This is a genomic window from Nocardia bovistercoris, from assembly GCF_015674855.1.
GTDB classification, from domain to species: domain Bacteria; phylum Actinomycetota; class Actinomycetes; order Mycobacteriales; family Mycobacteriaceae; genus Nocardia; species Nocardia bovistercoris.
Window position 1 is genome coordinate 485,053 of record NZ_JADMLG010000004.1, and the last position, 18,424, is coordinate 503,476.

At 66.7% G+C, this 18,424-nt stretch carries 25 protein-coding genes; 15 read left to right on the plus strand and 10 right to left on the minus strand.

Features of this window, described 5'->3' with window-relative positions; translation table 11 throughout:
• Positions 1-157 precede the first annotated feature (157 nt).
• Entirely contained in the window at positions 158-373 is a 216-nt protein-coding gene (locus IT779_RS13205; RefSeq protein ID WP_196149546.1) for a cold-shock protein, read from the minus strand.
• A 191-nt stretch (positions 374-564) separates the two neighbouring features.
• On the opposite strand from IT779_RS13205, the gene IT779_RS13210 reads away from it, so the two are divergent.
• Entirely contained in the window at positions 565-1,431 is an 867-nt protein-coding gene (locus IT779_RS13210; RefSeq protein WP_196149547.1) for an alpha/beta fold hydrolase, read from the plus strand.
• A complete protein-coding gene (locus tag IT779_RS13215; RefSeq protein WP_196149548.1) occupies positions 1,418-2,017 on the plus strand; it encodes a TetR/AcrR family transcriptional regulator in 600 nt (199 codons plus the stop codon). The genes IT779_RS13210 and IT779_RS13215 overlap by 14 nt, the downstream gene beginning before the upstream one ends.
• A 10-nt stretch (positions 2,018-2,027) precedes the next feature.
• Here the strand turns inward: IT779_RS13215 and IT779_RS13220 are convergent, their stop codons facing one another.
• Positions 2,028-3,011 carry an NAD(P)/FAD-dependent oxidoreductase gene (locus IT779_RS13220; RefSeq protein WP_196149549.1) on the minus strand — a complete coding sequence of 328 codons (984 nt, stop codon included), beginning with the start codon at positions 3,009-3,011 and terminating at the stop codon, positions 2,028-2,030.
• Positions 3,012-3,092: 81 nt separating this feature from the next.
• Between IT779_RS13220 and IT779_RS13225 the strand changes: the two genes are divergently transcribed.
• The 4 genes from IT779_RS13225 to IT779_RS13240 all read left to right on the plus strand — a co-directional run bounded on the left by IT779_RS13225 (position 3,093) and on the right by IT779_RS13240 (position 5,359).
• Positions 3,093-3,680: a helix-turn-helix domain-containing protein gene (locus IT779_RS13225; RefSeq protein WP_196149550.1), complete on the plus strand. Its 588-nt coding sequence runs from the start codon at positions 3,093-3,095 to the stop codon at positions 3,678-3,680.
• A 209-nt stretch (positions 3,681-3,889) separates the two neighbouring features.
• Positions 3,890-4,186 carry a type II toxin-antitoxin system RelE/ParE family toxin gene (locus tag IT779_RS13230; protein ID WP_198428429.1) on the plus strand — a complete coding sequence of 99 codons (297 nt, stop codon included), beginning with the start codon at positions 3,890-3,892 and terminating at the stop codon, positions 4,184-4,186.
• Positions 4,187-4,614: 428 nt separating this feature from the next.
• Positions 4,615-4,920, plus strand: coding sequence for a helix-turn-helix domain-containing protein (locus IT779_RS13235; protein ID WP_196149551.1), 306 nt, complete (start codon positions 4,615-4,617; stop codon positions 4,918-4,920).
• Positions 4,921-5,206: 286 nt separating this feature from the next.
• Positions 5,207-5,359: a hypothetical protein gene (locus IT779_RS13240; RefSeq protein ID WP_196149552.1), complete on the plus strand. Its 153-nt coding sequence runs from the start codon at positions 5,207-5,209 to the stop codon at positions 5,357-5,359.
• Between the two features lie 3 nt (positions 5,360-5,362).
• Here IT779_RS13240 and IT779_RS13245 read toward each other — a convergent pair whose 3' ends face one another.
• Positions 5,363-6,013, minus strand: coding sequence for a maleylpyruvate isomerase family mycothiol-dependent enzyme (locus IT779_RS13245; RefSeq protein WP_196149553.1), 651 nt, complete (start codon positions 6,011-6,013; stop codon positions 5,363-5,365).
• A 72-nt stretch (positions 6,014-6,085) separates the two neighbouring features.
• On the opposite strand from IT779_RS13245, the gene IT779_RS13250 reads away from it, so the two are divergent.
• Complete coding sequence (locus tag IT779_RS13250; protein WP_196149554.1) at positions 6,086-7,018, plus strand: MerR family transcriptional regulator; 933 nt, start codon at positions 6,086-6,088, stop codon at positions 7,016-7,018.
• Positions 7,019-7,166: 148 nt separating this feature from the next.
• Here the strand turns inward: IT779_RS13250 and IT779_RS37150 are convergent, their stop codons facing one another.
• Positions 7,167-7,445: a hypothetical protein gene (locus IT779_RS37150; protein ID WP_198428499.1), complete on the minus strand. Its 279-nt coding sequence runs from the start codon at positions 7,443-7,445 to the stop codon at positions 7,167-7,169.
• Positions 7,446-7,607: 162 nt separating this feature from the next.
• Between IT779_RS37150 and IT779_RS37730 the strand changes: the two genes are divergently transcribed.
• From IT779_RS37730 to IT779_RS13275, 5 genes are all read left to right on the plus strand, one after another.
• A complete protein-coding gene (locus IT779_RS37730; protein ID WP_232541676.1) occupies positions 7,608-8,408 on the plus strand; it encodes a helix-turn-helix domain-containing protein in 801 nt (266 codons plus the stop codon).
• Positions 8,401-8,592: a DUF397 domain-containing protein gene (locus IT779_RS37735; RefSeq protein ID WP_332838780.1), complete on the plus strand. Its 192-nt coding sequence runs from the start codon at positions 8,401-8,403 to the stop codon at positions 8,590-8,592. The genes IT779_RS37730 and IT779_RS37735 overlap by 8 nt, the downstream gene beginning before the upstream one ends.
• Positions 8,593-8,738: 146 nt before the next feature.
• Positions 8,739-9,488 carry a DNA repair protein RecO gene (recO, locus tag IT779_RS13265; protein ID WP_196149556.1) on the plus strand — a complete coding sequence of 250 codons (750 nt, stop codon included), beginning with the start codon at positions 8,739-8,741 and terminating at the stop codon, positions 9,486-9,488.
• A gap of 54 nt (positions 9,489-9,542) precedes the next feature.
• Entirely contained in the window at positions 9,543-10,358 is an 816-nt protein-coding gene (locus IT779_RS13270; protein WP_196149557.1) for an isoprenyl transferase, read from the plus strand.
• 43 nt (positions 10,359-10,401) lie between these two features.
• On the plus strand, positions 10,402-10,836 hold the full coding sequence (locus IT779_RS13275) for a hypothetical protein (RefSeq protein ID WP_196149558.1): 435 nt from the start codon (positions 10,402-10,404) through the stop codon (positions 10,834-10,836).
• 4 nt (positions 10,837-10,840) lie between these two features.
• On the opposite strand, the gene IT779_RS13280 is transcribed toward IT779_RS13275, so the two are convergent.
• Complete coding sequence (locus IT779_RS13280) at positions 10,841-11,446, minus strand: TetR/AcrR family transcriptional regulator (RefSeq protein WP_196149559.1); 606 nt, start codon at positions 11,444-11,446, stop codon at positions 10,841-10,843.
• Between the two features lie 102 nt (positions 11,447-11,548).
• On the opposite strand from IT779_RS13280, the gene IT779_RS13285 reads away from it, so the two are divergent.
• Complete coding sequence (locus IT779_RS13285; protein ID WP_232541677.1) at positions 11,549-12,787, plus strand: hypothetical protein; 1,239 nt, start codon at positions 11,549-11,551, stop codon at positions 12,785-12,787.
• Positions 12,788-12,935: 148 nt separating this feature from the next.
• Here the strand turns inward: IT779_RS13285 and IT779_RS13290 are convergent, their stop codons facing one another.
• The 3 genes from IT779_RS13290 to IT779_RS13300 all read right to left on the minus strand — a co-directional run bounded on the left by IT779_RS13290 (position 12,936) and on the right by IT779_RS13300 (position 14,826).
• Positions 12,936-13,913: a hypothetical protein gene (locus IT779_RS13290; RefSeq protein WP_196149560.1), complete on the minus strand. Its 978-nt coding sequence runs from the start codon at positions 13,911-13,913 to the stop codon at positions 12,936-12,938.
• Positions 13,914-14,034: 121 nt separating this feature from the next.
• On the minus strand, positions 14,035-14,472 hold the full coding sequence (locus IT779_RS13295; RefSeq protein WP_196149561.1) for a Fur family transcriptional regulator: 438 nt from the start codon (positions 14,470-14,472) through the stop codon (positions 14,035-14,037).
• A 3-nt stretch (positions 14,473-14,475) separates the two neighbouring features.
• Positions 14,476-14,826, minus strand: coding sequence for an ArsR/SmtB family transcription factor (locus IT779_RS13300; protein ID WP_196149562.1), 351 nt, complete (start codon positions 14,824-14,826; stop codon positions 14,476-14,478).
• A 186-nt stretch (positions 14,827-15,012) separates the two neighbouring features.
• Here IT779_RS13300 and IT779_RS13305 point away from each other — a divergent pair, with 186 nt between their 5' ends.
• Positions 15,013-16,413 (plus strand): glycine--tRNA ligase, encoded by a 1,401-nt coding sequence (locus IT779_RS13305; RefSeq protein WP_196149563.1) that lies wholly within the window; start codon positions 15,013-15,015, stop codon positions 16,411-16,413.
• Between the two features lie 26 nt (positions 16,414-16,439).
• Here IT779_RS13305 and IT779_RS37740 read toward each other — a convergent pair whose 3' ends face one another.
• Positions 16,440-16,664 (minus strand): hypothetical protein, encoded by a 225-nt coding sequence (locus tag IT779_RS37740; RefSeq protein WP_232541678.1) that lies wholly within the window; start codon positions 16,662-16,664, stop codon positions 16,440-16,442.
• Positions 16,624-17,052, minus strand: coding sequence for a TenA family protein (locus IT779_RS13310; RefSeq protein ID WP_232541679.1), 429 nt, complete (start codon positions 17,050-17,052; stop codon positions 16,624-16,626). The genes IT779_RS37740 and IT779_RS13310 overlap by 41 nt, the downstream gene beginning before the upstream one ends.
• Between IT779_RS13310 and IT779_RS13315 the strand changes: the two genes are divergently transcribed.
• Positions 17,051-18,409, plus strand: coding sequence for a phthiocerol/phthiodiolone dimycocerosyl transferase family protein (locus IT779_RS13315; protein ID WP_196149564.1), 1,359 nt, complete (start codon positions 17,051-17,053; stop codon positions 18,407-18,409). The genes IT779_RS13310 and IT779_RS13315 overlap by 2 nt on opposite strands.
• Positions 18,410-18,424: the final 15 nt, after the last annotated feature.

The following is an 18,424-nucleotide window of genomic DNA, read 5'->3' on the forward strand; positions in this document are numbered from 1 at the left end:
TCGCCCGTGAAACTGCCGTGTGGCCCGTCGTAGCGATACCGAGTGTCGTCAGGATGGTAGTAGTAGATCCCCGGCACTGTGCCCGGCTCCGCCACAGCCAGCGGCGCGGGTATCAGAAAGGTTGCGGTGGAGGCGAACACGGCCGCCGGCGCGAGGACTAGCCCGTGTGCCTGCGCACAGATGTGGCTCGACATTCGTACTCCCCCTGCGGAACGTTCTCGATCTCCACGTCTACGTCGTCACCCTCGCGCAACGCGCGTACATCCCCGAGATCCACGGTGGACAGGTGAAACCACGCGAGCGTGCCATCCGGCCGCGTCAATACCCCGGTGCCGTTGCCGATGTTCCATCGATAAACCGTGGCACGCTCCACGACCTGGTTTCCCCTTCCGCACGCCCCACGAACGACGACCACACCATCCTCCCACGGATTCCATCGCGAAACGGGCGCAACGCTTCGTCGGACCGAGGGGGGATGCGGCGAGCCGATTTCAAGTCTATACATACATACGGTATGTATGTCACGCTGGTAGTGACACCGACAATCAGAGGGAAGGCGACATTATGGCGATCAGTCCATCGCTCGGCACGGCCCGCGAGATCGAATTGCCCGGCGGCCGAATCGAATACCACGAGATCGGGACGGGCACGCCGGTCGTGTTCATCCACGGTCTGCTCGTCAACGCGGACCTGTGGCGCGATGTCGTCCCCGGTATCGCGGCCGCGGGGCATCGCTGTGTCGTCCCCACCCTTCCGCTCGGATCGCATTCGATCCCGGTCCCGAACGCCGATCTCACCCCGACCGGTGTCGCCGATCTCATCGCGGACTTCCTCGAACGCCTCGACCTCACCGATGTCACACTCGTCGCCAACGACACCGGCGGCGCCATCACCCAGGTCCTGCTCACGCGCCGCCCGGAACGGATCGGCCGCGTCGTACTCGCCTCCGTCGACTGCTACGACAAGTTCCTGCCGCAGCCGTTCTCCACACTGGCACGCGTCGCCCAGTTGCCCGGCGCGGTGCGCGCGATCACCGAGACGCTGCGGATCAGGGCGCTGCACCGGCTCCCGCTGGCCTTCGGGCTGGTGACGAAATACCCGCTGCGCGCCGACATCACCGGCTCCTACCTGCTGCCGAGCCGCCGCTCCGCCGCCATCCGCGCCGACCTGCGCCGCTTTCTCGACACCGCGCGCAGCGAATACACCCTCGACGCCGCACGGCGATTCGACACGGTCGGTATACCGGTGCGGTTGGTGTGGGCGCGCGAAGACCGTGTGTTCCCCGTCGCCTACGCCGAACGACTGGCCCGCGAGTTGCCGAATGCCACCCTCACGCTCGTCGACGACTCCTACACGCTGCTGCCCGAGGACCAGCCGGAGTTGCTCACACGACAGATTCTGGAGTTCACTCGGCTGCATGCCACGCCGTAGTCAGGAGGATCGCTCCCGCACCACGAAGGCCGCGCTCGAGCAGGCGGGTCGCCGCCTGTTCACCGAGCGCGGATTCGCGGGAACCTCGGCCGAGCAGTTGGTCGCCGAGGCCGGGGTCACCCGCGGCGCGCTGCACCACCACTACGACGACAAACGCGGCCTGTTCCTGGCCGTGCTGGAACAACTCGAACTGGAGAACACCGCCGAGATCGAACGCGCCATGACCGCGGCGGACAGCGACGACGTGCTGGTAACCATGGCCATCGGGCTGAACCTGTTCCTGGAGATCTGCCAGCGACCGGAGATGATCCGCATCGCCCTGTTCGACGCGCCCGCGGTGCTGGGCTGGGAGCAGTGGCGCGAGCTCGAGGCGCGCTACGGGCTCGGGTTGATCATGGATCAGCTCGAAGCGGCCAGGTCGGCGGGACTCGTTCCCGATGTCCCGATCCGGACGCTGGCCCAACTCCTGTTGAGCGCGATCTCCGAGGCGGGGCTGATAGTCGCGCACGCGCCCGACAAGGAGCAGGCGCGCGCACAGGCGCAGCAGTCACTGATGCTGCTCATCTCAGGACTGCTGCGCACTTGAGCGCGGTGGTTCAGCCCGCGACGACTCCCGCGACGGCGGCGTGCGACGCTCGGTACTCGACCAGCGCGGCCTCCACCTCGGCGTTGACCAGGTCGAAATTGATCTGCGCCCCGGCCGCGGCGCCCGCTGCGGCACTCGCCCCGACCTGCGTACTCGGATCGGTGACATTGCCCGCCGCCCAGATACCGGGCACATCGGTGCGTCCGGTGGCATCGGTGACGAGATGCACACCCACCCCGGACGGATGTTCGACCGTGCTCAGTCCGATCGAGGCGAGGAAACCCGCCCGCGCGACCATCCGCGTGGCCACGACCACGGCGTCACGGGCAACGACGGTTCCGTTGGCGAGCCGCACTCCGCTCAGCTCGTCGTCCTCGGTCTCGAGCCCGGCGACCTCACCCTGCACCACTCGAATCCCGCGCGCCGCAAGCTGTTCGGCCTGTCCGGCCGTGGGCGGCACGGTGTGGGTGATGTAGACGATGTCGTCGCTCAACTGCCGGAACAACAGCGCTTGGTGGACCGACATCGGTCCGCTCCCGATGACGCCGATGGCCCGGTCGCGGACCTCCCAACCGTGGCAGTACGGACAGTGCACGACATCGCGACCCCAGCGTTCGCGCAGTCCGGGAATCTCGGGCAGCTCGTCGACGAGTCCGGTGGTGACAAGCACCCGGCGCGCCCCGACCGCGCGCCCGTCGGCCAGGGTCACCGTGAATTCCGCACCGTCGCGGCGCAGGTCGACGACCTCGCCTTCGGCGATGTGCCCCCCGTATCCACGCACTTCCGCGCGCCCCCGCGCCGTCAGCTCGGCGGGCGCGACACCGTCGTGCCCGAGCAGTCCGTGCACACCTTCGGCGGGCGCGTTGCGAGGTTCGCCCGCGTCGATCACCGCCACCGAACGCTTCGCCCTGGCCAGCATGAGAGCCCCGTTGAGTCCGGCCGCACCCCCGCCGACGACCACCGCGTCGTACTTCTTCTCCAGCTGATCGGTCATATGACCACCTCCTTGTCACGACCATGGACGACGCACCGTCACCCTGGCAAATTGTTTTGCCGCTATGGCAAAATATCTCCCATGAACACCGACCTCGGCCGAGCGCTCGACGCGGTCGGCCCCCGTCTGCGCGCGCTACGCAAACAGCGGGAGATCACCCTGGCCGACCTGTCCGCCCGCACCGGAATCTCGGTCAGCACGCTCTCTCGACTGGAATCCGGTGAACGCAAACCCACCCTGGAACTGCTGTTCCCCCTCGCCAGGGCGCACGGCGTGACCCTGGACGAACTCGTGGACGCGCCCCCGACCGGTGATCCCCGTATCCATTTGCGCCCGGTCACGCACAACGGCATGACCATGGTGCCACTCACCCGTCGGGTCGGCGGCATCCAGGCCTACAAGATCGTGATCGCGGCGAACAGCGCCCGCCGCATCCCCGACCCGCAGACCCACGAGGGCTACGAATGGCTCTACGTCCTCAACGGTCGCCTCCGCATGATCCTCGGCGACCACGACCTGATCCTCACCCCCGGCGAAGCCGCCGAATTCGACACCCGCCAACCCCACTGGTTCGGCGCCGCCGACCCCGACCCCGTCGAATTCCTCAGCCTCTTCGGCAAACAGGGCGAACGAGCCCACCTCCGCGCCCGCCCGAAACGCGAGGAATGACACCTCTGTGTCCTTGCGCTTCCTGTGCGAACCCACGATTGCGCCAGTTTGGGGGCGGGGACACGCCACGGTGGTGGCTGATGCGCCTGAGAGCTGGATATAATACCGCTGATCAGGTAGTATCACGCATGTGTGATACTGTAGGTTCGTGCGTTTGTTCGAGATGATCGCCGAGCGGGAAGTCGTGGACTTTCTGTTGAACCTGGGTCTTGGAGATCGCGCCCGCGCGGACTTCGGCGGCCCTCCTCGCTGAGAAGGGCCCCAATTTGTCCATGCCTCATTGCCGCTACCTCAGGGATGGCGTCCGTGAGCTCCGTTTCGAGATCTCCAGAAACCGGAACGTCCGGATCACCTACTGGTTCCCTGGAGAGAACAAGATCATTCTCCTGACCGTTTTCGTGAAGTCGGCGCAGCGCGAAATCGGCGAGGTCGAGCGTGCTGTGCAGGCGAAGAAGGTGTGCGAGAACGAACACGACCGGACCTATCACAACGTGTTCGAAACCTGATAACTCTGGGGGCTTTCGCGGCAGTCGGTTCGCCGCGAAAGCTACCTCGACTTACCGCCCGGTGACGATTTCGAACAGAAGCACACCTCATCACCTCTACCGACAACGACAAGACCAACCCCAGAAACGGGAGATCACGATGATGCGCACAGACTGCCACCGGCAAATAAGACAACCATCCGCTGCGCCGGATGTATGACATCTGACGACGTAGGAACGTCTGACTCAGCGAAGAGCTGATACCTGCGCTGATCAGGGGCCGAGAGTGGCGCTGATCAACACAGGTATGAGAGATCCTCACACCTTCCGCTTGAGGAAGAGCAAGTCGGAAGAGGCTAGACCACCTTTCCTCGGCACTGTTGCAGCGGTGCCGAGGAAGGCATTGAATCTCTCGGGTGCGCGAGAGAGAACCAAAGGGTAGATAAACCATGACCACGACTGAACGGAAGATCAGCCAGGAGGAATTCGACCGCCGCAGCGCAGAGGCCCGTGCAAACCCGGAGTACCAGGCCGCTTACCGGGCAGCTGAGATCGCCTACAAGCTCGGCGAGCAGGTCCGGCAAGCACGGGAAGCGCGGGGGTGGACTCAGAGCGAGCTGGCGAAGCGAGCAGGGATGAAGCAGAACGCCATCAGCCGATTCGAGGCAGGTGACGGTGTGCCCACCATCCAGACTCTGGACCGCCTCGCGGGCGCGTTCGGAGTTCAGTTGAACATCGGAGTCACACCCGCGTAACCAGGGATTCAGACCCTGGGCCCGGAACAGTGACAGCCTGTCACTGTTCCGGGGCGTGTTGTGTTGTCGGATTGTCACGCACGCATGGTGCGCGGCTCAGCACCACTCGGTGTGATCCGAGGACGCGGCCCGGTTGTTGGCGTTCGTGTGTCGACATATCCGGCTCGAAGGCCACTACAACTTCCAGCTACTCGATCTCGGTGGCCGTCACCGGCCGCTGCGTGATCCGGACGAGCCCGACGAGGACGACTGAGCCATCGCGGGTGTGCTCGCCGATCCTGCCCCTTTGAAGGAGGCGGAGCCGGGACACGAGAGCATCGCCGCCGAGATGGCCGAATTCCGCACCAGTGTCAGTTACCGGTACTACCTGACCGTGTGGGAATTGTCGGACTTGGGTATGTGGGCCTCGACTTTGCAAAGTGCGGAGAAGCGCCAGTGACCGCTACTGTCGCGAGAACCAGCGGGTCGCTCCGTCGCCACCGAGGTCCGAGCTGCCGACAGGGCGCCCGGTGACCAGCAGTAGCAGGGTGGTGAGCGAACCCTCGAGGACCGTGCCGTCACCGGCGACCCAGGTGTCGTCGGTGGCCACGAGGCGGTAGCCGCGCAGTTTCTTGCGGGCGTGGAACGGCGCGCCCATGTTCCAGACGCGGTCGAGTGCCGATCGCGCCGCGGCAGGCGGCATCTCCCGAGTGATTCCGAGTGGGGCGGCTATGTCCTGACCGTGCACCATTACATCCATCAGGCGGTCGGCCGGGGTTGTGCCGAATGCCGTCGCGCGTGCGTCCACGCTGTCGCGGAGTTCGGTCAGCAGGTCGCCGGTCGTGCAAGCCCGCGCGTGACGGATCGCGGTGTCGCGGATCATGCGGTGCAGGTTGCCGCGGGCGCGTAGCAGAGCGAGCAGAATCGTCGCGACAGACGGATCGACGGACAGGTTCAGGTGGGCGACGACGTCGCGAATTCGCCAACCTTCACACCAGGATTCGTGATCCCATGCGCTCTCCGGCAAGGTCTCCAGCAGGTCGGCGAGGCTCGCACGCTCGACGGCGACGGCGCGCCAGATATGTTCGATTTCCCTCGGTGTTTCGGTGGTCATTCGCGTGACTCCTCTCGTCGTGATCGTGGGGAGTACGGTAGGAATTCCAGCCGGGTGGAGGTTCCAGCGATCGTGACCGAGAACACACGTCGGGACGGCCTCATCGGCATCGGGGAACTGTCCCGCCGGACCGGAGTACCCGTGCGCACCATCCGGTTCTATTGCGACGAGGGAATTCTCGAACCCCGGCGCAGCGCGGGTGGACACCGCATCTTCGACCCGGAGACGGCGGTCGATCGCCTGCGCCTGATCCGGCGACTGCGCGCACTCGGTCTCGGCCTGTCCGCCGTCGTCGCTGTGCTCACCGACACGATCTCGATCGCCGAGGCCGCGGCCGCCGAACGCGCCGCGCTCGATACCGAATTGGGTGCGATGACCTGGAGGCGGGCCACGCTGACGGCCGTCGAGCAAGCCCCACCCGCCGAACGCGCGGCGCGCCTCGAACTGCTCGCCGCCGTCCACGACCGCCATCGCGCCCATTACCAACTCGTCGCATTCTGGCGACGACAACTCGTCGGCTCGCCGACCGCCCTGTTCGACGGCTTCGTCGCCATGAACATTCCCGCCCCGCCCGCCGACCCCACACCCCGCCACGTCCTCGCCTTCGCCGAACTCACCGCCATCGTCACCGATCCCGGCTCGGCCGTCGCCATGCGTCGATACCTGTGGCGCACCGACCCGGGCCGCATTCGCGACAAGCGCGAATTCCTCACCGAGCTCGCGGGTGCTTGCGAGGCCGCGGGTGTGCTGCTCGGCGCGGGCGTGACGCCGCGACCGGGCGCCGAACTCGACCGATTCGTCGCCGCGCACGCCGCCGCCCGGCGGGAACCGGACACCCCGCGATTCCGTGAACGACTGCTGCGCGTCGCCGCCCCCGACTACCGCATCCACCGATACTGGGCGTCGACCGCCGAGATCATCGGAGAAGTCACCACCGGGGCCGCGGAACACTGGTTGCACCGGGCGTTGGCACAAACCGCGCGGTCGCGCTCAGGTGATGAATAGCCTGTCCCCATGCGGCTTCCCGGGTTTCCGTAGGTGCGACAAATTGGCCCTGAAAGGCACCGATCGCTCAGTGCTCGGTCGGCCAGAAGATCAGGACCAGGCAGGCGATCAGCGGGACGGCGAACGCGAGAGCCAGACCCCACATCGTTCATCGGGTCCGTGGCTGTGCGGGCACCATCCGCCCCGCCGCGATCAATACGTCGCGTGCGGCAGTCTTGCGCGCGCACTCGTCGGTGTGGCAATCGCGGTGCCGTTGCATGGCCTGATGGGCCTCGGTGACGCTCAGCGGGCGGTCGGGCGCCTCGTGGGGCCAACCTGTGGGCAACACCGACGCTCGACGTTCGGCGCCTATCCGTGCCGCTATCTCCTCCACGGTATTGCCGTCGCCGAAAGGCGTTGTCGCCCTGCCCAGCCAGTCGAACCCCATTGCCGCACCCCTTCTGCCGTGTCCCCTTGTGTTCGGTGGGCAACCCCGCGCCGGAGTCGGAAGCAGATGAGCGAGAGGACATCCCGGCGAGGGCGCCGATGTAATCGTCTGTGACAACGGCAAATCGAACCACGGCGCTCGAGAGAGACTTACGATGCGTTTATGCGAAGAGAGCGCCTCATCGAAGCTCGAAAGGCCACGGGCAAGACTCAGGAGCAGATCGCCGACGAGGTCGAGGTGGACCGAACCACGCTCGGTAGGTGGGAACGCAACGAAGGTACCCCGCACCCCAGCCAGCGGATCAAATATGCTGAGGCCCTGGGTATTACGATGGATGAGCTATCCGCGATGCTCAGCAGTGTTCCTTCGGTGGAAGGTGAAGTGCCGGAGTGGCTGTCGACCTATCTGGGGATGGAGCAATCGGCTACGGCGATCCGTTGCCATGAACCCAGAGCGGTCTATGGATTGCTCCAGATACCGAGCTACGTCGAGGCTCTGGTGGGGCGTATCGGCATTTCGGGCGTATCGGATACCTACATTCGACAAGCCGTCGACCAACGCTTACACAGACAGAAACGAGTGCGTTCCGGGGAATTGGTACTCGATGTCATCATGCCGGAATCGGCACTGCGGCTACACGTCGGCACACCGGCCGTCATGGCCGAGCAGCTGTCGACACTCGCCGAACTGTCCGAGCTGCCGAACGTCACGGTTCGTGTGACCACCTATGCCGCCGGGCAGTACGAAGCTCGGCGACTCAACTGCTTTTCGATCATGAGTCACCCTTGGGGATCACCGAGAGTGCATTTCGAGTCCTACGCGGGTGGTCGCTGGATCACCGATGCCGAGGAGGTGGGATACTTCGCGGGCGCGTACGACCACGGGGCGAAGGTGGCCCTCAACCCCACGGAGTCGCGCAAGTTCATCACGGAATTGGCGAAGGAATGGGAGAACCGTGGATAACCTCGAATGGCGCGTGTCGAGCTTCACCGACAACGGCACTTGCGTGGAGGTTGCCGGGACACCGAGCACGGTCTACGTCCGCAACAGCAACCATCGCGACGCCGGAACCGTCGAGTTCACCCGAGCGGAATGGAGCGCGTTCCTGAAAGGTGCGCAAGCCGGGGAGTTCGACGACTTCGCGTAGCGCGAATTCCTTCGGGCACGACTCACCTGTCACCACCCGGCACTATGTTCTGAGGCAGCACGAGATGGTCCGCTTTGCGGACGTACGGTGCGAAACCGTTCACGAAGAGCGGATAAGGTGCTGGTCATGCGGCTGGAGAGTGACGGATGAGGCTGTATCGGGACGAGGCCGTCGTGGTGCGTCAGCACAAGCTCGGCGAGGCCGATCGCATCGTCACGCTGCTGACGCGCCGGTACGGGCTGGTGCGGGCGGTGGCCAAGGGGGTGCGGCGCACGAAGTCGCGGTTCGGGGCGAGGTTGGAGCCGTTCGCCTATATCGATGTGCAGTTGCATCCCGGTCGCTCACTGGACGTGGTCACCCAGGTGCACACGATGGAGGCGTTCGCCGCCGACATCATCGATGACTACGGCCGCTACACCACCGCGTGCGCGGTGCTGGAGACCGCGGAACGGCTGGCGGGGGAGGAGCGCGCGCCCGCGCCGAAACTGCACGCGCTCACCGCGAGCGCGTTGCGCGCCATCGCCGCGAAACAGCGTCCGCACGAACTGATACTCGACGCGTTCCTGTTGCGCGCCATGGGTTTCGCCGGGTGGGCGCCCGCGCTGGACGAGTGCGCGAAATGCGCGACGCCGGGTCCGCATCGCGCGTTCCATGTGGCGGCGGGCGGCGCGGTGTGCGTGCACTGCCGTCCGCCCGGCGCGGCCACCCCGGCTCCCGGTGTGCTCGAACTGTTGGCGGCGCTGCGGCAAGGTCGGTGGGAGCAGGTCGAGAGTGCGCCCGATTCGGTGCGCAAACAGGCGAGCGGGCTGGTCGCGGCCCATCTGCAATGGCATCTGGAGCGGCAGTTGCGCACCCTGCCGCTGATCGAGCGCGCGGGCGCGTCGGCGGGTTCCTAGCGTCGCGCGCGGGTGTCATGGCCGACCCCGGCGCGCTGTGACCCATCAGGCAGGATGGACCCCGTGATCCTGCGCCGCGACTCCACTACGACAGCCCATGACACCGGGCGGACGATTCGGCCGCCGTCGCCGCATCCGTCGGGTGCGCGGCCGCCCGCGATCCCGCTGGAGTTCGTCCCGTCGCACGTGGCGCTGGTCATGGACGGCAACGGTCGGTGGGCGCAGGAGCGCGGTCTGGCGCGCACCGCCGGACACGAACGCGGCGAGGCGGTGCTGATGGACACCGTCGAGGGTTGTATCGAGATCGGGGTGAAGTGGCTGTCGGCGTACGCCTTCTCCACCGAGAACTGGCGGCGCAGCCCCGACGAGGTGCGTTTCCTCATGGGCTTCAACCGCGACGTGATCCGCCGCCGCCGCGACGAGATGCACGAGATGGGGGTGCGGGTGCGCTGGGCGGGCCGTCGTCCTCGGCTGTGGCGCAGCGTCATCAAGGAACTCGAGATCGCCGAGGAACTGACGAAGGACAACACGGTGATGACACTCACCATGTGCGTCAACTACGGCGGCCGCGCCGAGATCGCCGACGCGGCGCGTGAGATCGCGCGGCGGGTGGCTGCGGGGGAGATCGATCCGGAACGGGTCGACGAGGCCACGGTCGCGCGGTATCTGGACGAGCCGGATATGCCGGATGTCGACCTGTTCCTGCGGCCGTCGGGGGAGTTCCGCAGCTCCAACTTCCTGATCTGGCAGTCCGCCTACGCCGAATACGTCTATCAGGCGACCCTGTTCCCCGATTTCGACCGACGCAACCTGTGGGAGGCGTGCCTCGAGTACGCTTCGCGTGACCGCCGCTTCGGTGGCACCAAATGAGGCGGCACCACATGAGGCGGCACCGAGTGAACGGCGGTATCCGATGAACGGCGGCGCTGACATGGACGCGGCGGTGACCCCCGAGCAGGAGTTGCAGGCGCGGGCGGGTGCGTGCCTGTCGCTGTACGACATCGATGTGCGCGTCGATCCCGAGGGTTCGATCGGATTCGAATACGAGGGTGCACTGTGTTCGCTGCGCGCGGTGAATCTGGCGCCCGGCCTCGACGTGGTCTCGCTGACCTGTGTGCTCGCCTGGGATCGCCCGTTGAAGCCGCAACTGCACAAGCGGGTCGCCGAACGCAACAACGCGCTGCAATTCGGTTCGCTGACGGTGATCGGCCACGGCAAACTCGCCGACGTGATTCTGCGCTACACCTTCCCCGCCGCCGGACTCGCCGATCAGGCGTTGGCGACGATGTTGCTGCTGGTGCTCTCCGGCGCGGGACGGGCGCGGACCGGGTTGCTCGCCCCGTCCTGAGCGTTCAGGCGCGGTCTTCTCCGTAGGGCAGCAGGGTCCGCACTCCGCGCGCCAGCGTCTCCGGTGTCGGGTCGCCGATGATGAGGTGCTGCAGGATGAATCCTGGCAGGAGGCCGATGAGCGCCGAGGCCACCGCTTCGGTGTCGGCGTTCTCGGGTAGCCAGCCCACCGCTCGCATCCGCTCGCTGTATTCGTGCCACACCTCGCGCAGGGCGAGGATCGCGTCCCGCACGTAACCGGTGGCTTCGGGGCGGACCAGCGCCAGCGACCAGGCCTGCGGTGCGAGCCGAACCGGCCCTTCCGGACCGCTGCGTTCCACTATGTATTCGGCGATCGGCCCGATGAGTTCGGCGGGCGTCGGCAGCGTGTCGGCGCGGATCGCTTCGAGCATGGTGGCGCGCAGCCCGACCATGGTCTGGGTGGCGAGGGCGGCGACGATGTCGTCCTTGCTCTTGAAGTAGCGGTACACCGCGCCCGCGGACAGCCCGGATTCGGCGAACACGTCCTGCATGGAGGTGTCGTGGAAGCCTTTGCGGGCGAAGCACAGTCGTGCCGCGTCCAGGATCTGCCGCCTGCGGCGCTCCAGGTGTTCCTCGCTGACTCGTGGCATGGACTCAAAGTAAAACGAATATCCGTTCTTGACAAGTCCGTCGGGGGCGTGCGACCGTGAGGGCATCGAAAAAGAACGAACATTCGATTTTCGGGAGAGATCATGAACTCCACCAAGCGGGCGCTCGCGATCGGCCTCGGCGCCGCCCTGCTCCAAGCCCTCATGCTCATCGCCTTCGCGTGGCCCGCCGCCAATATCGCGCCGCGCGACCTACCCCTCGCCGTCGCCGGACCGCAGGCGGGCGCCGTCGAGACCCGGCTGCACCAGACCGCGCCCGGCGCCTTCGAGATCACCACCGTCGCCGACGAGGCCGCCGCCCGCGCCGCCATCGCGGATCGCGAGGTCTACGGGGCGATCGTCACCGGTGCGGGCGCGCCGCGCATGCTGGTCGCCTCCGGTGCGAGTCCCGCTGTGGCGCAACAACTCGCGGCCATGGCTCAAACGCTGTCCGGTGTGCCCCCGGCCGCCGTCGAGGATGTGGTCGCCGCCGATTCCGACGACCCGCGTGGCACCGCCTTCGGTGCGATGGTGCTGCCACTGGTGATGTCGGGCATCGCCGCGGGTGTGCTGCTCAGCCTCGTGATCCCGACGGCGGCGGCGCGCGGCGCGGGTCTGCTGAGCTTCGGTGTCGCGGGTGGGCTGCTGAGTACGGCGATCATCCAAGGCTGGATGTCGGTGGTGCCGGGCCCGTATCTGCTGCTCTCGGCGGTGGCCGGGCTGGTATCGGCGGCGGTGGCGGGTGCGGTCGTCGGGCTCGCCGCCGTCGTCGGTCGCGCAGGCATCGGTATCGCGGCGCTCACCATGTTGCTGGTCGGCAACCCGTTCTCGGCCGCGACCTCGGCGCCCGAACTGCTCCCGCAGCCCTGGGGTGCGATCGGGCAGTATCTCCCGCCGGGAGCGGCGGCTTCGCTGCTGCGCTCGGTCGCGTTCTTCGACGGCACAGGCGCTGCGAAACCGCTTGCGGTGCTGGGAGTCTGGGTTGCGGTGGCCGCTGTCCTGCTGATCGTCGGCGTACTGCGCGAACGCGCCGCCGGGCAGGACAGGGCGGCTGTTCTCACCGGCACCGGCACCGGGCAGGACTGGGCATCGGCCCCCGCTTGCGCTGAGTCGGACCGGACCTCGGTTCCAACCGGCGCCGAGTCGGACGGGGCTCCGACCCTCACGGGTGCCGAGTCGGACGGGGCTCGGATCCTCACGGGTGCCGAGTCGGACGGGACTCCGATCCTTACGAGTGCGGAGTCGGACCGGACGGCAGTCCCCATGGACGCCCGATCGAACCGGAAGTCGGCCTCCGCAGGCGACACCCCGACCGGACTACGGTCGGTGCGGGCGACACGGTGACGTTCCGCTGATCGAACACCGAGGACGCTGCCGCGCGGTGGGAATCCCATCGCGCGGCAGCGGCTCGTCATCGATGAAGAGGCGAACCGATCACTGCGGCAGAACGAGTTCATCCGTGCTGAAGGGGCTCATCGCCCGCCGAAGCGGTTCACTGCACGGTGAAAGTGAAGGTCGGCGCGGTGGTCACCCCGTTGGAGTTGTCGTAGGACAGCACGTAGGTCCCCGCGGCCGGACTCGGCACCACGAACACCACATAGTTGTCGGGCTTGTCGATGGTCTGGTTACGCGACAGCAATTCGTTGATCGTGCCGCGGAAATCGGCGACCAGAGTCTGCCCGTCCGGCGTGCGCAGCGAGAAGTACTGGTAGTAGATATTCGTGCCACCCGCCGGAATACCGGCGCCGCCCACGAATTTCACCCGCAGCGAGAGTTCGTCCTTGCCGCGTTCGTTCTTCGTGTAGCTGGGGTTCAGCGTTGCGGCGGTGACCTGGACGGTGGTCTGGTCCTGCACGAGGGTCCCGGTGATCGGCAGCGTCTTCGGCTGCACGCTCTCGACCTTGCCGGAGTTCGCCAGCGGAATCTTGGTCTGGTTGTCGGTGGATTCGCCGTAGACCACGGTGATGGTGTCGAGCAGGTGATCGGCGTCCTTGAGCTTCTGCACCGGGGTGGTGACCCGGCCGGTGGCCGAACCCTTGCCCGGCACGGCCGGATTGTCGAAGCTCGCGCCGCCGTCGACCTCCTTGCCCGTCTCCAGGTGGGAGTTGTTGCTCAGGGTCAGGTTCTGCGCGGTCGTGTTCTTGTAGGTGATGTCGATCACCACCTTGCCGCCGCCGTATTCGTCGGGCGTGACGGTGGCCTTGTCGACGGTGATCTCGAACCCTTCGAACCAGCCGGTCTTGCCGACGGTGCGCACGACGGCGCCGCGCACGCCCTGCTCACCGCCCGCGCCGCCCTGCTCACCGCCCGCGCCGCCCTGCGGCGCCGCGATCACGGAGGTCGTCGCGGGGGAGCCGCTCGTATCCTCTTCCAGGCACGCCGATGTGAGCAATAACGAGGCGCTTGCCAACGCGGCGGCAACGATTCGGCCCGCGCGATGTCCCCGAGCGCTGCGTGATGAAGTACGCACGCTTCCTCCTGAGTTCGAAATCGATCCATTGTGGATCGATTCCTCAGGAAATATCGGCTGGTCGGAATGCTGTTAACCGAGCTTCAGCGGCGCCGACGACTCCGCCCTCGCGGGCGGTTGCTCAACGGTTCTGCTCGTCGCGCGCGGCGGCGCACTCGCGGCAGCTCCCGAAGATCTCCATGGTGTGGCTCACCTCGGTGAAACCGTGTTCGCTCGCAATGGTTTCCGCCCACGCCTCAACGGTCGGCCCCTCGACCTCGACGGTGCGCCCGCAGTGCCGACACACCAGATGATGGTGGTGCCCCTTCGAACACTGCCGGTACACCGACTCGCCCGAGTCGGTGCGCAGCACGTCGACCATGCCCGCGTCGGCCAGCGATTGCAGGGTCCGGTACACCGTGGTCAGCCCGATGCCCTCGCCGCGGCGGCGCAACTCGTCGTGGAGTTCCTGCGCGGAGCGGAATTCCTCGATGTCGCCGAGCAGCGCGGCGATGGCGCTGCGCTGCCTGGTGCTGCGGATTCCGACGGACTTGTGCGAGTCCAGCGTCTTGTCAGGCACGGGTCACCCTTCCTCGGCGTGCGCGACGGCGTCGACGACGATGTGCGCGAGATGGTCGTCGACGAGTTCGTAGAGCACCTCGCGGCCGGACCGCTCGCCGTGTACGACGCCCGCGGACTTGAGGATGCGCAGATGCTGGCTCACCAACGGTTGGGTCACGCCGAGCGCGTCGACCAGTTCGTGGACGCAGCGCGGCGACTCGCGCAGTTGTAGCACGATGGCGATGCGGACCGGCGCGGCCAGGGCGCGCAGGAGTTCTCCCGCGTCCTCCAGGACCGCGCGCGCGGGCACCGGCGCGGGGCCGGGGGAGCGGTATGGGTTGTGCGTGTGGGCGGTGGCGGCATCGGCGGTCATCGAACCAACTCCTTAATGGAAAGCGATTCCATTTTGATATGCACGGGTGCGCATGTCAAACCTGACGCTCGCGGCTGCACCTCCATCGTGCCGTGCGGTGAAAATCCTGTTGGCGGGTGCGGATAGTCTGGAGGTTGTCGATTCGATTCGACTCGACAATCGTCTAATCCAATCAACTCGCAGTGGATGGAGAATTCTCGCGTGGCACCCAAGTCGAAGGTGGACACCGTTGCCAACCTCGCCAAGCGCCGGGGTCTGGTGTACCCGTGTGGTGAGATCTACGGCGGCACCAAGTCGGCCTGGGACTACGGTCCGCTCGGTGTCGAACTCAAGGAGAACATCAAGAAGCAGTGGTGGCGGACCATGGTCACCGCTCGCGAGGACGTGGTCGGTCTCGACTCCTCGGTGATCCTGCCGCGCACCGTGTGGGAAGCCTCCGGCCATGTGGCGACCTTCACCGACCCGCTGGTCGAATCGTTGCACACGCACAAGCGCTATCGCGCCGACCACCTGCTCGAGGCGTACGAGGAGAAGCACGGCCACCCGCCCGCCAACGGCCTGGCCGACATCAACGACCCCGAAACCGGCCAGCCGGGCAAGTGGACCGAACCCAAGAACTTCTCCGGCCTGCTGAAGACCTTCCTCGGCCCGGTCGACGACGAAGAGGGCCTGCACTACCTGCGGCCCGAGACGGCGCAGGGCATCTTCGTGAACTTCGCGAACGTGATGACCACCGCGCGCAAGAAGCCGCCGTTCGGCATCGCGCAGATCGGCAAGAGCTTCCGCAACGAAATCACGCCCGGCAACTTCATCTTCCGCACCCGCGAGTTCGAGCAGATGGAGATGGAGTACTTCGTCAAGCCGGGCGAGGACGTCGAATGGCACAAGTACTGGATCGAGACCCGCTTCTCCTGGTACACCGACCTCGGCATCGATCCGGACAACCTGCGCCTCTACGAGCACCCGAAAGAGAAGCTCTCGCACTACTCGGCGGGCACCACCGACATCGAGTACCGCTTCCGCTTCCAGGGTTCGGAATGGGGTGAGCTCGAAGGCATCGCCAACCGCACCGACTACGACCTCAGCACCCACGCGCAGCACTCCGGCACCGAACTGAGCTACTTCGACCAGACCACCAACGAGCGCTACGTCCCCTACGTCATCGAACCGGCCGCCGGTCTCACCCGCTCCCTGATGGCCTTCCTGGTCGATGCCTACGCCGAGGACGAGGCCCCGAACACCAAGGGCGGCGTCGACATCCGCACGGTCCTTCGCCTGGACCGCAGGCTGGCCCCCGTGAAGGCCGCGGTCCTCCCGCTGTCCCGCAACGTCGACCTCACCCCCAAGGCCAAGGACCTCGCCGCCACCCTGCGCAAGAACTGGAACGTCGAATTCGACGACGCGGGCAATATCGGCCGCCGCTACCGCCGCCAGGACGAGATCGGCACCCCGTTCTGCATCACCGTCGACTTCGACACCCTCGAAGACCAGGCCGTGACCATCCGCGAACGCGACACCATGACCCAGGAACGCATAGCCCTCGACAAGGTCGAAAGCTATCTGGCCCAACACCTCATCGGCGCCTGACCCCGACCCGGTGCAACCCGCACCGGTTATCGGAGGGGTACGGTCCAAAATTCGTGTTCGTGGCGCATGCCTTCGAGGAAGAGGTGTTCGGCGCGGGCGGGGTTCGCGCAGGATTCGTCGAGCATTTGCGCGCAACGGCGGGTGAGTTCGGCGAATCCCGGGTCGGCGTAGGTGTCGACCCAGCGGCGGTAGCGGGGGTCGGCGGGCGGGTTATCGGCGAGGATGGCGCCGAGGGTCGAGTAGCCCCACATGCATTGGGTAGAGGGCGGCGAGGCCGTCGGCGTAGTCGGCGGCCGAATCCAGGAGGAACGCGGTGTAGTCGGCGCACGGTGCGCCCTTGACGGCATTGTCGAGGTCGGCGTCGAATTCGGCGGCGAGACCGCGGTGCAGAGCGAGTTCATCGTGGAAGGTGGCGTGCGCGAGGTCGACGAGATCGCCGAGGTGGGCGGCGGGCGCCTGCCAGGCGAGGCGGCTGAACACGCGGACGTAGTCGAGCAGGAACAGGTAGTCCTGTTCGAGCCAGGACCGGAACACCGGTTCGGCCAGGGTGCCGGAGGCGATGCCCGCCACGGTGGGGTGGGTCAGTTGGCGTTCGACCAGCGGGCGTCCGAGCTGTTCCAGATGTGCCGCGAGACTCATGGTGAGCAGTCTGTCCTATGACGGCGCGCGGTCCGAATTGCGCGGAATCCGCTGGGGGAGCACGCTGTGCGGTGTGTGGTGGGTTTCCGGTGACGAGGCGCGGATTCTGACGCCGTCCGAACAGCGTTTCGTACGGCACGCGACCTATACGGGTCGTTCGGTGCGAGTGGAGGGCGAACTCGATACAGCGGCGCTGGACGCGGCTTTCGTGGCATTGGTGCGCACCTTCCCGGTGCTCGCGTGCCGGATCGGCGAGGACGCCGAGGGGCGCGGGCATCTGCTGCGGCCATCGGGCGCCGAGCTGCCGATCTCGGTCGCGTCGGGTGATCCGGAGGAGATTCGGCTGCCGAGCGAACCGATCGATCCGAGACAGCGCTTGGCGTACCTGGACGTCACCCGCGCCGACGCGGGCTCGGCGCGGGTGACGATCTTCGTACATCATTCCGTCGCCGACGCGGGGCAGTGCGTCGAGCTGTTGTCTCGACTCTGGTCGTACTACACCGAATACCTCGCATCCGGCTGGATAAGCGTTGCGCCGCAATACTATCCGCGACCTCTCGAGGCGTATGTCGCCGAGGCGAACATAGTGCGCGGACCGCTGTCGGGCCTGGAGCAGGTGCACCGCCCGCTCGAGCCCGCGGAACGAATCGTGCCGCCGGACCCGCGGGAGCCCGCCCCCGCCGCACTGCACCGTCCGCTGCGGACGACGGTGGACACCGAGACGACCGCCCGACTCGTCGCCCACGGCAAACGCACAGGCATCGGCGTGAACGGGCTGGTCACCGCCGCCCTGCTGCGCGCCTACGCAGGCGAGACCGGCGAGCCGAGGTCGCTCGGCTGCGTCTACCCGGTCGACCTGCGCACGCGCCTACACCCACCCGTCGCGCCCACCGCGGGCACCAATATGGCGGGCCTGGCGAGCTTCTCGGCGCATATCGACACCGAGACCGACTTGTTCGACCTCGGCGCCATGATCTCCGAACACCTGCGCCGCGACATCGCCTCGGGCCTGGTCGCGCAGTCGGTGCTGCATTTCCCCGACTACTACGGCCCTGACCGCCGCTATTCACTGGCCGGGCACATCGCGGTGACCAACACCGGCCGCGTCCCGACCTTCACCGCCCCCGGGCTGCGTTTCACCGACTACGAGATCGTGTACGTCTCCGCCCACCCGCGCCCGTCCACGGGCCCTTCCGCCGCTGTCACCTTCCTGCTCTACACTTTCGCCGACCGTCTGGCTGTCGGCGTTCTCGGCGGCGGCGACGCGGCCGAACGACTCCCCGAAGCGGTCGCGAAACAACTGGACGCGCTCGCCGCCGAGACACCGCGCGATCACTCTACGGCGCAGGGGGATTGACGAATTCGATCGCCG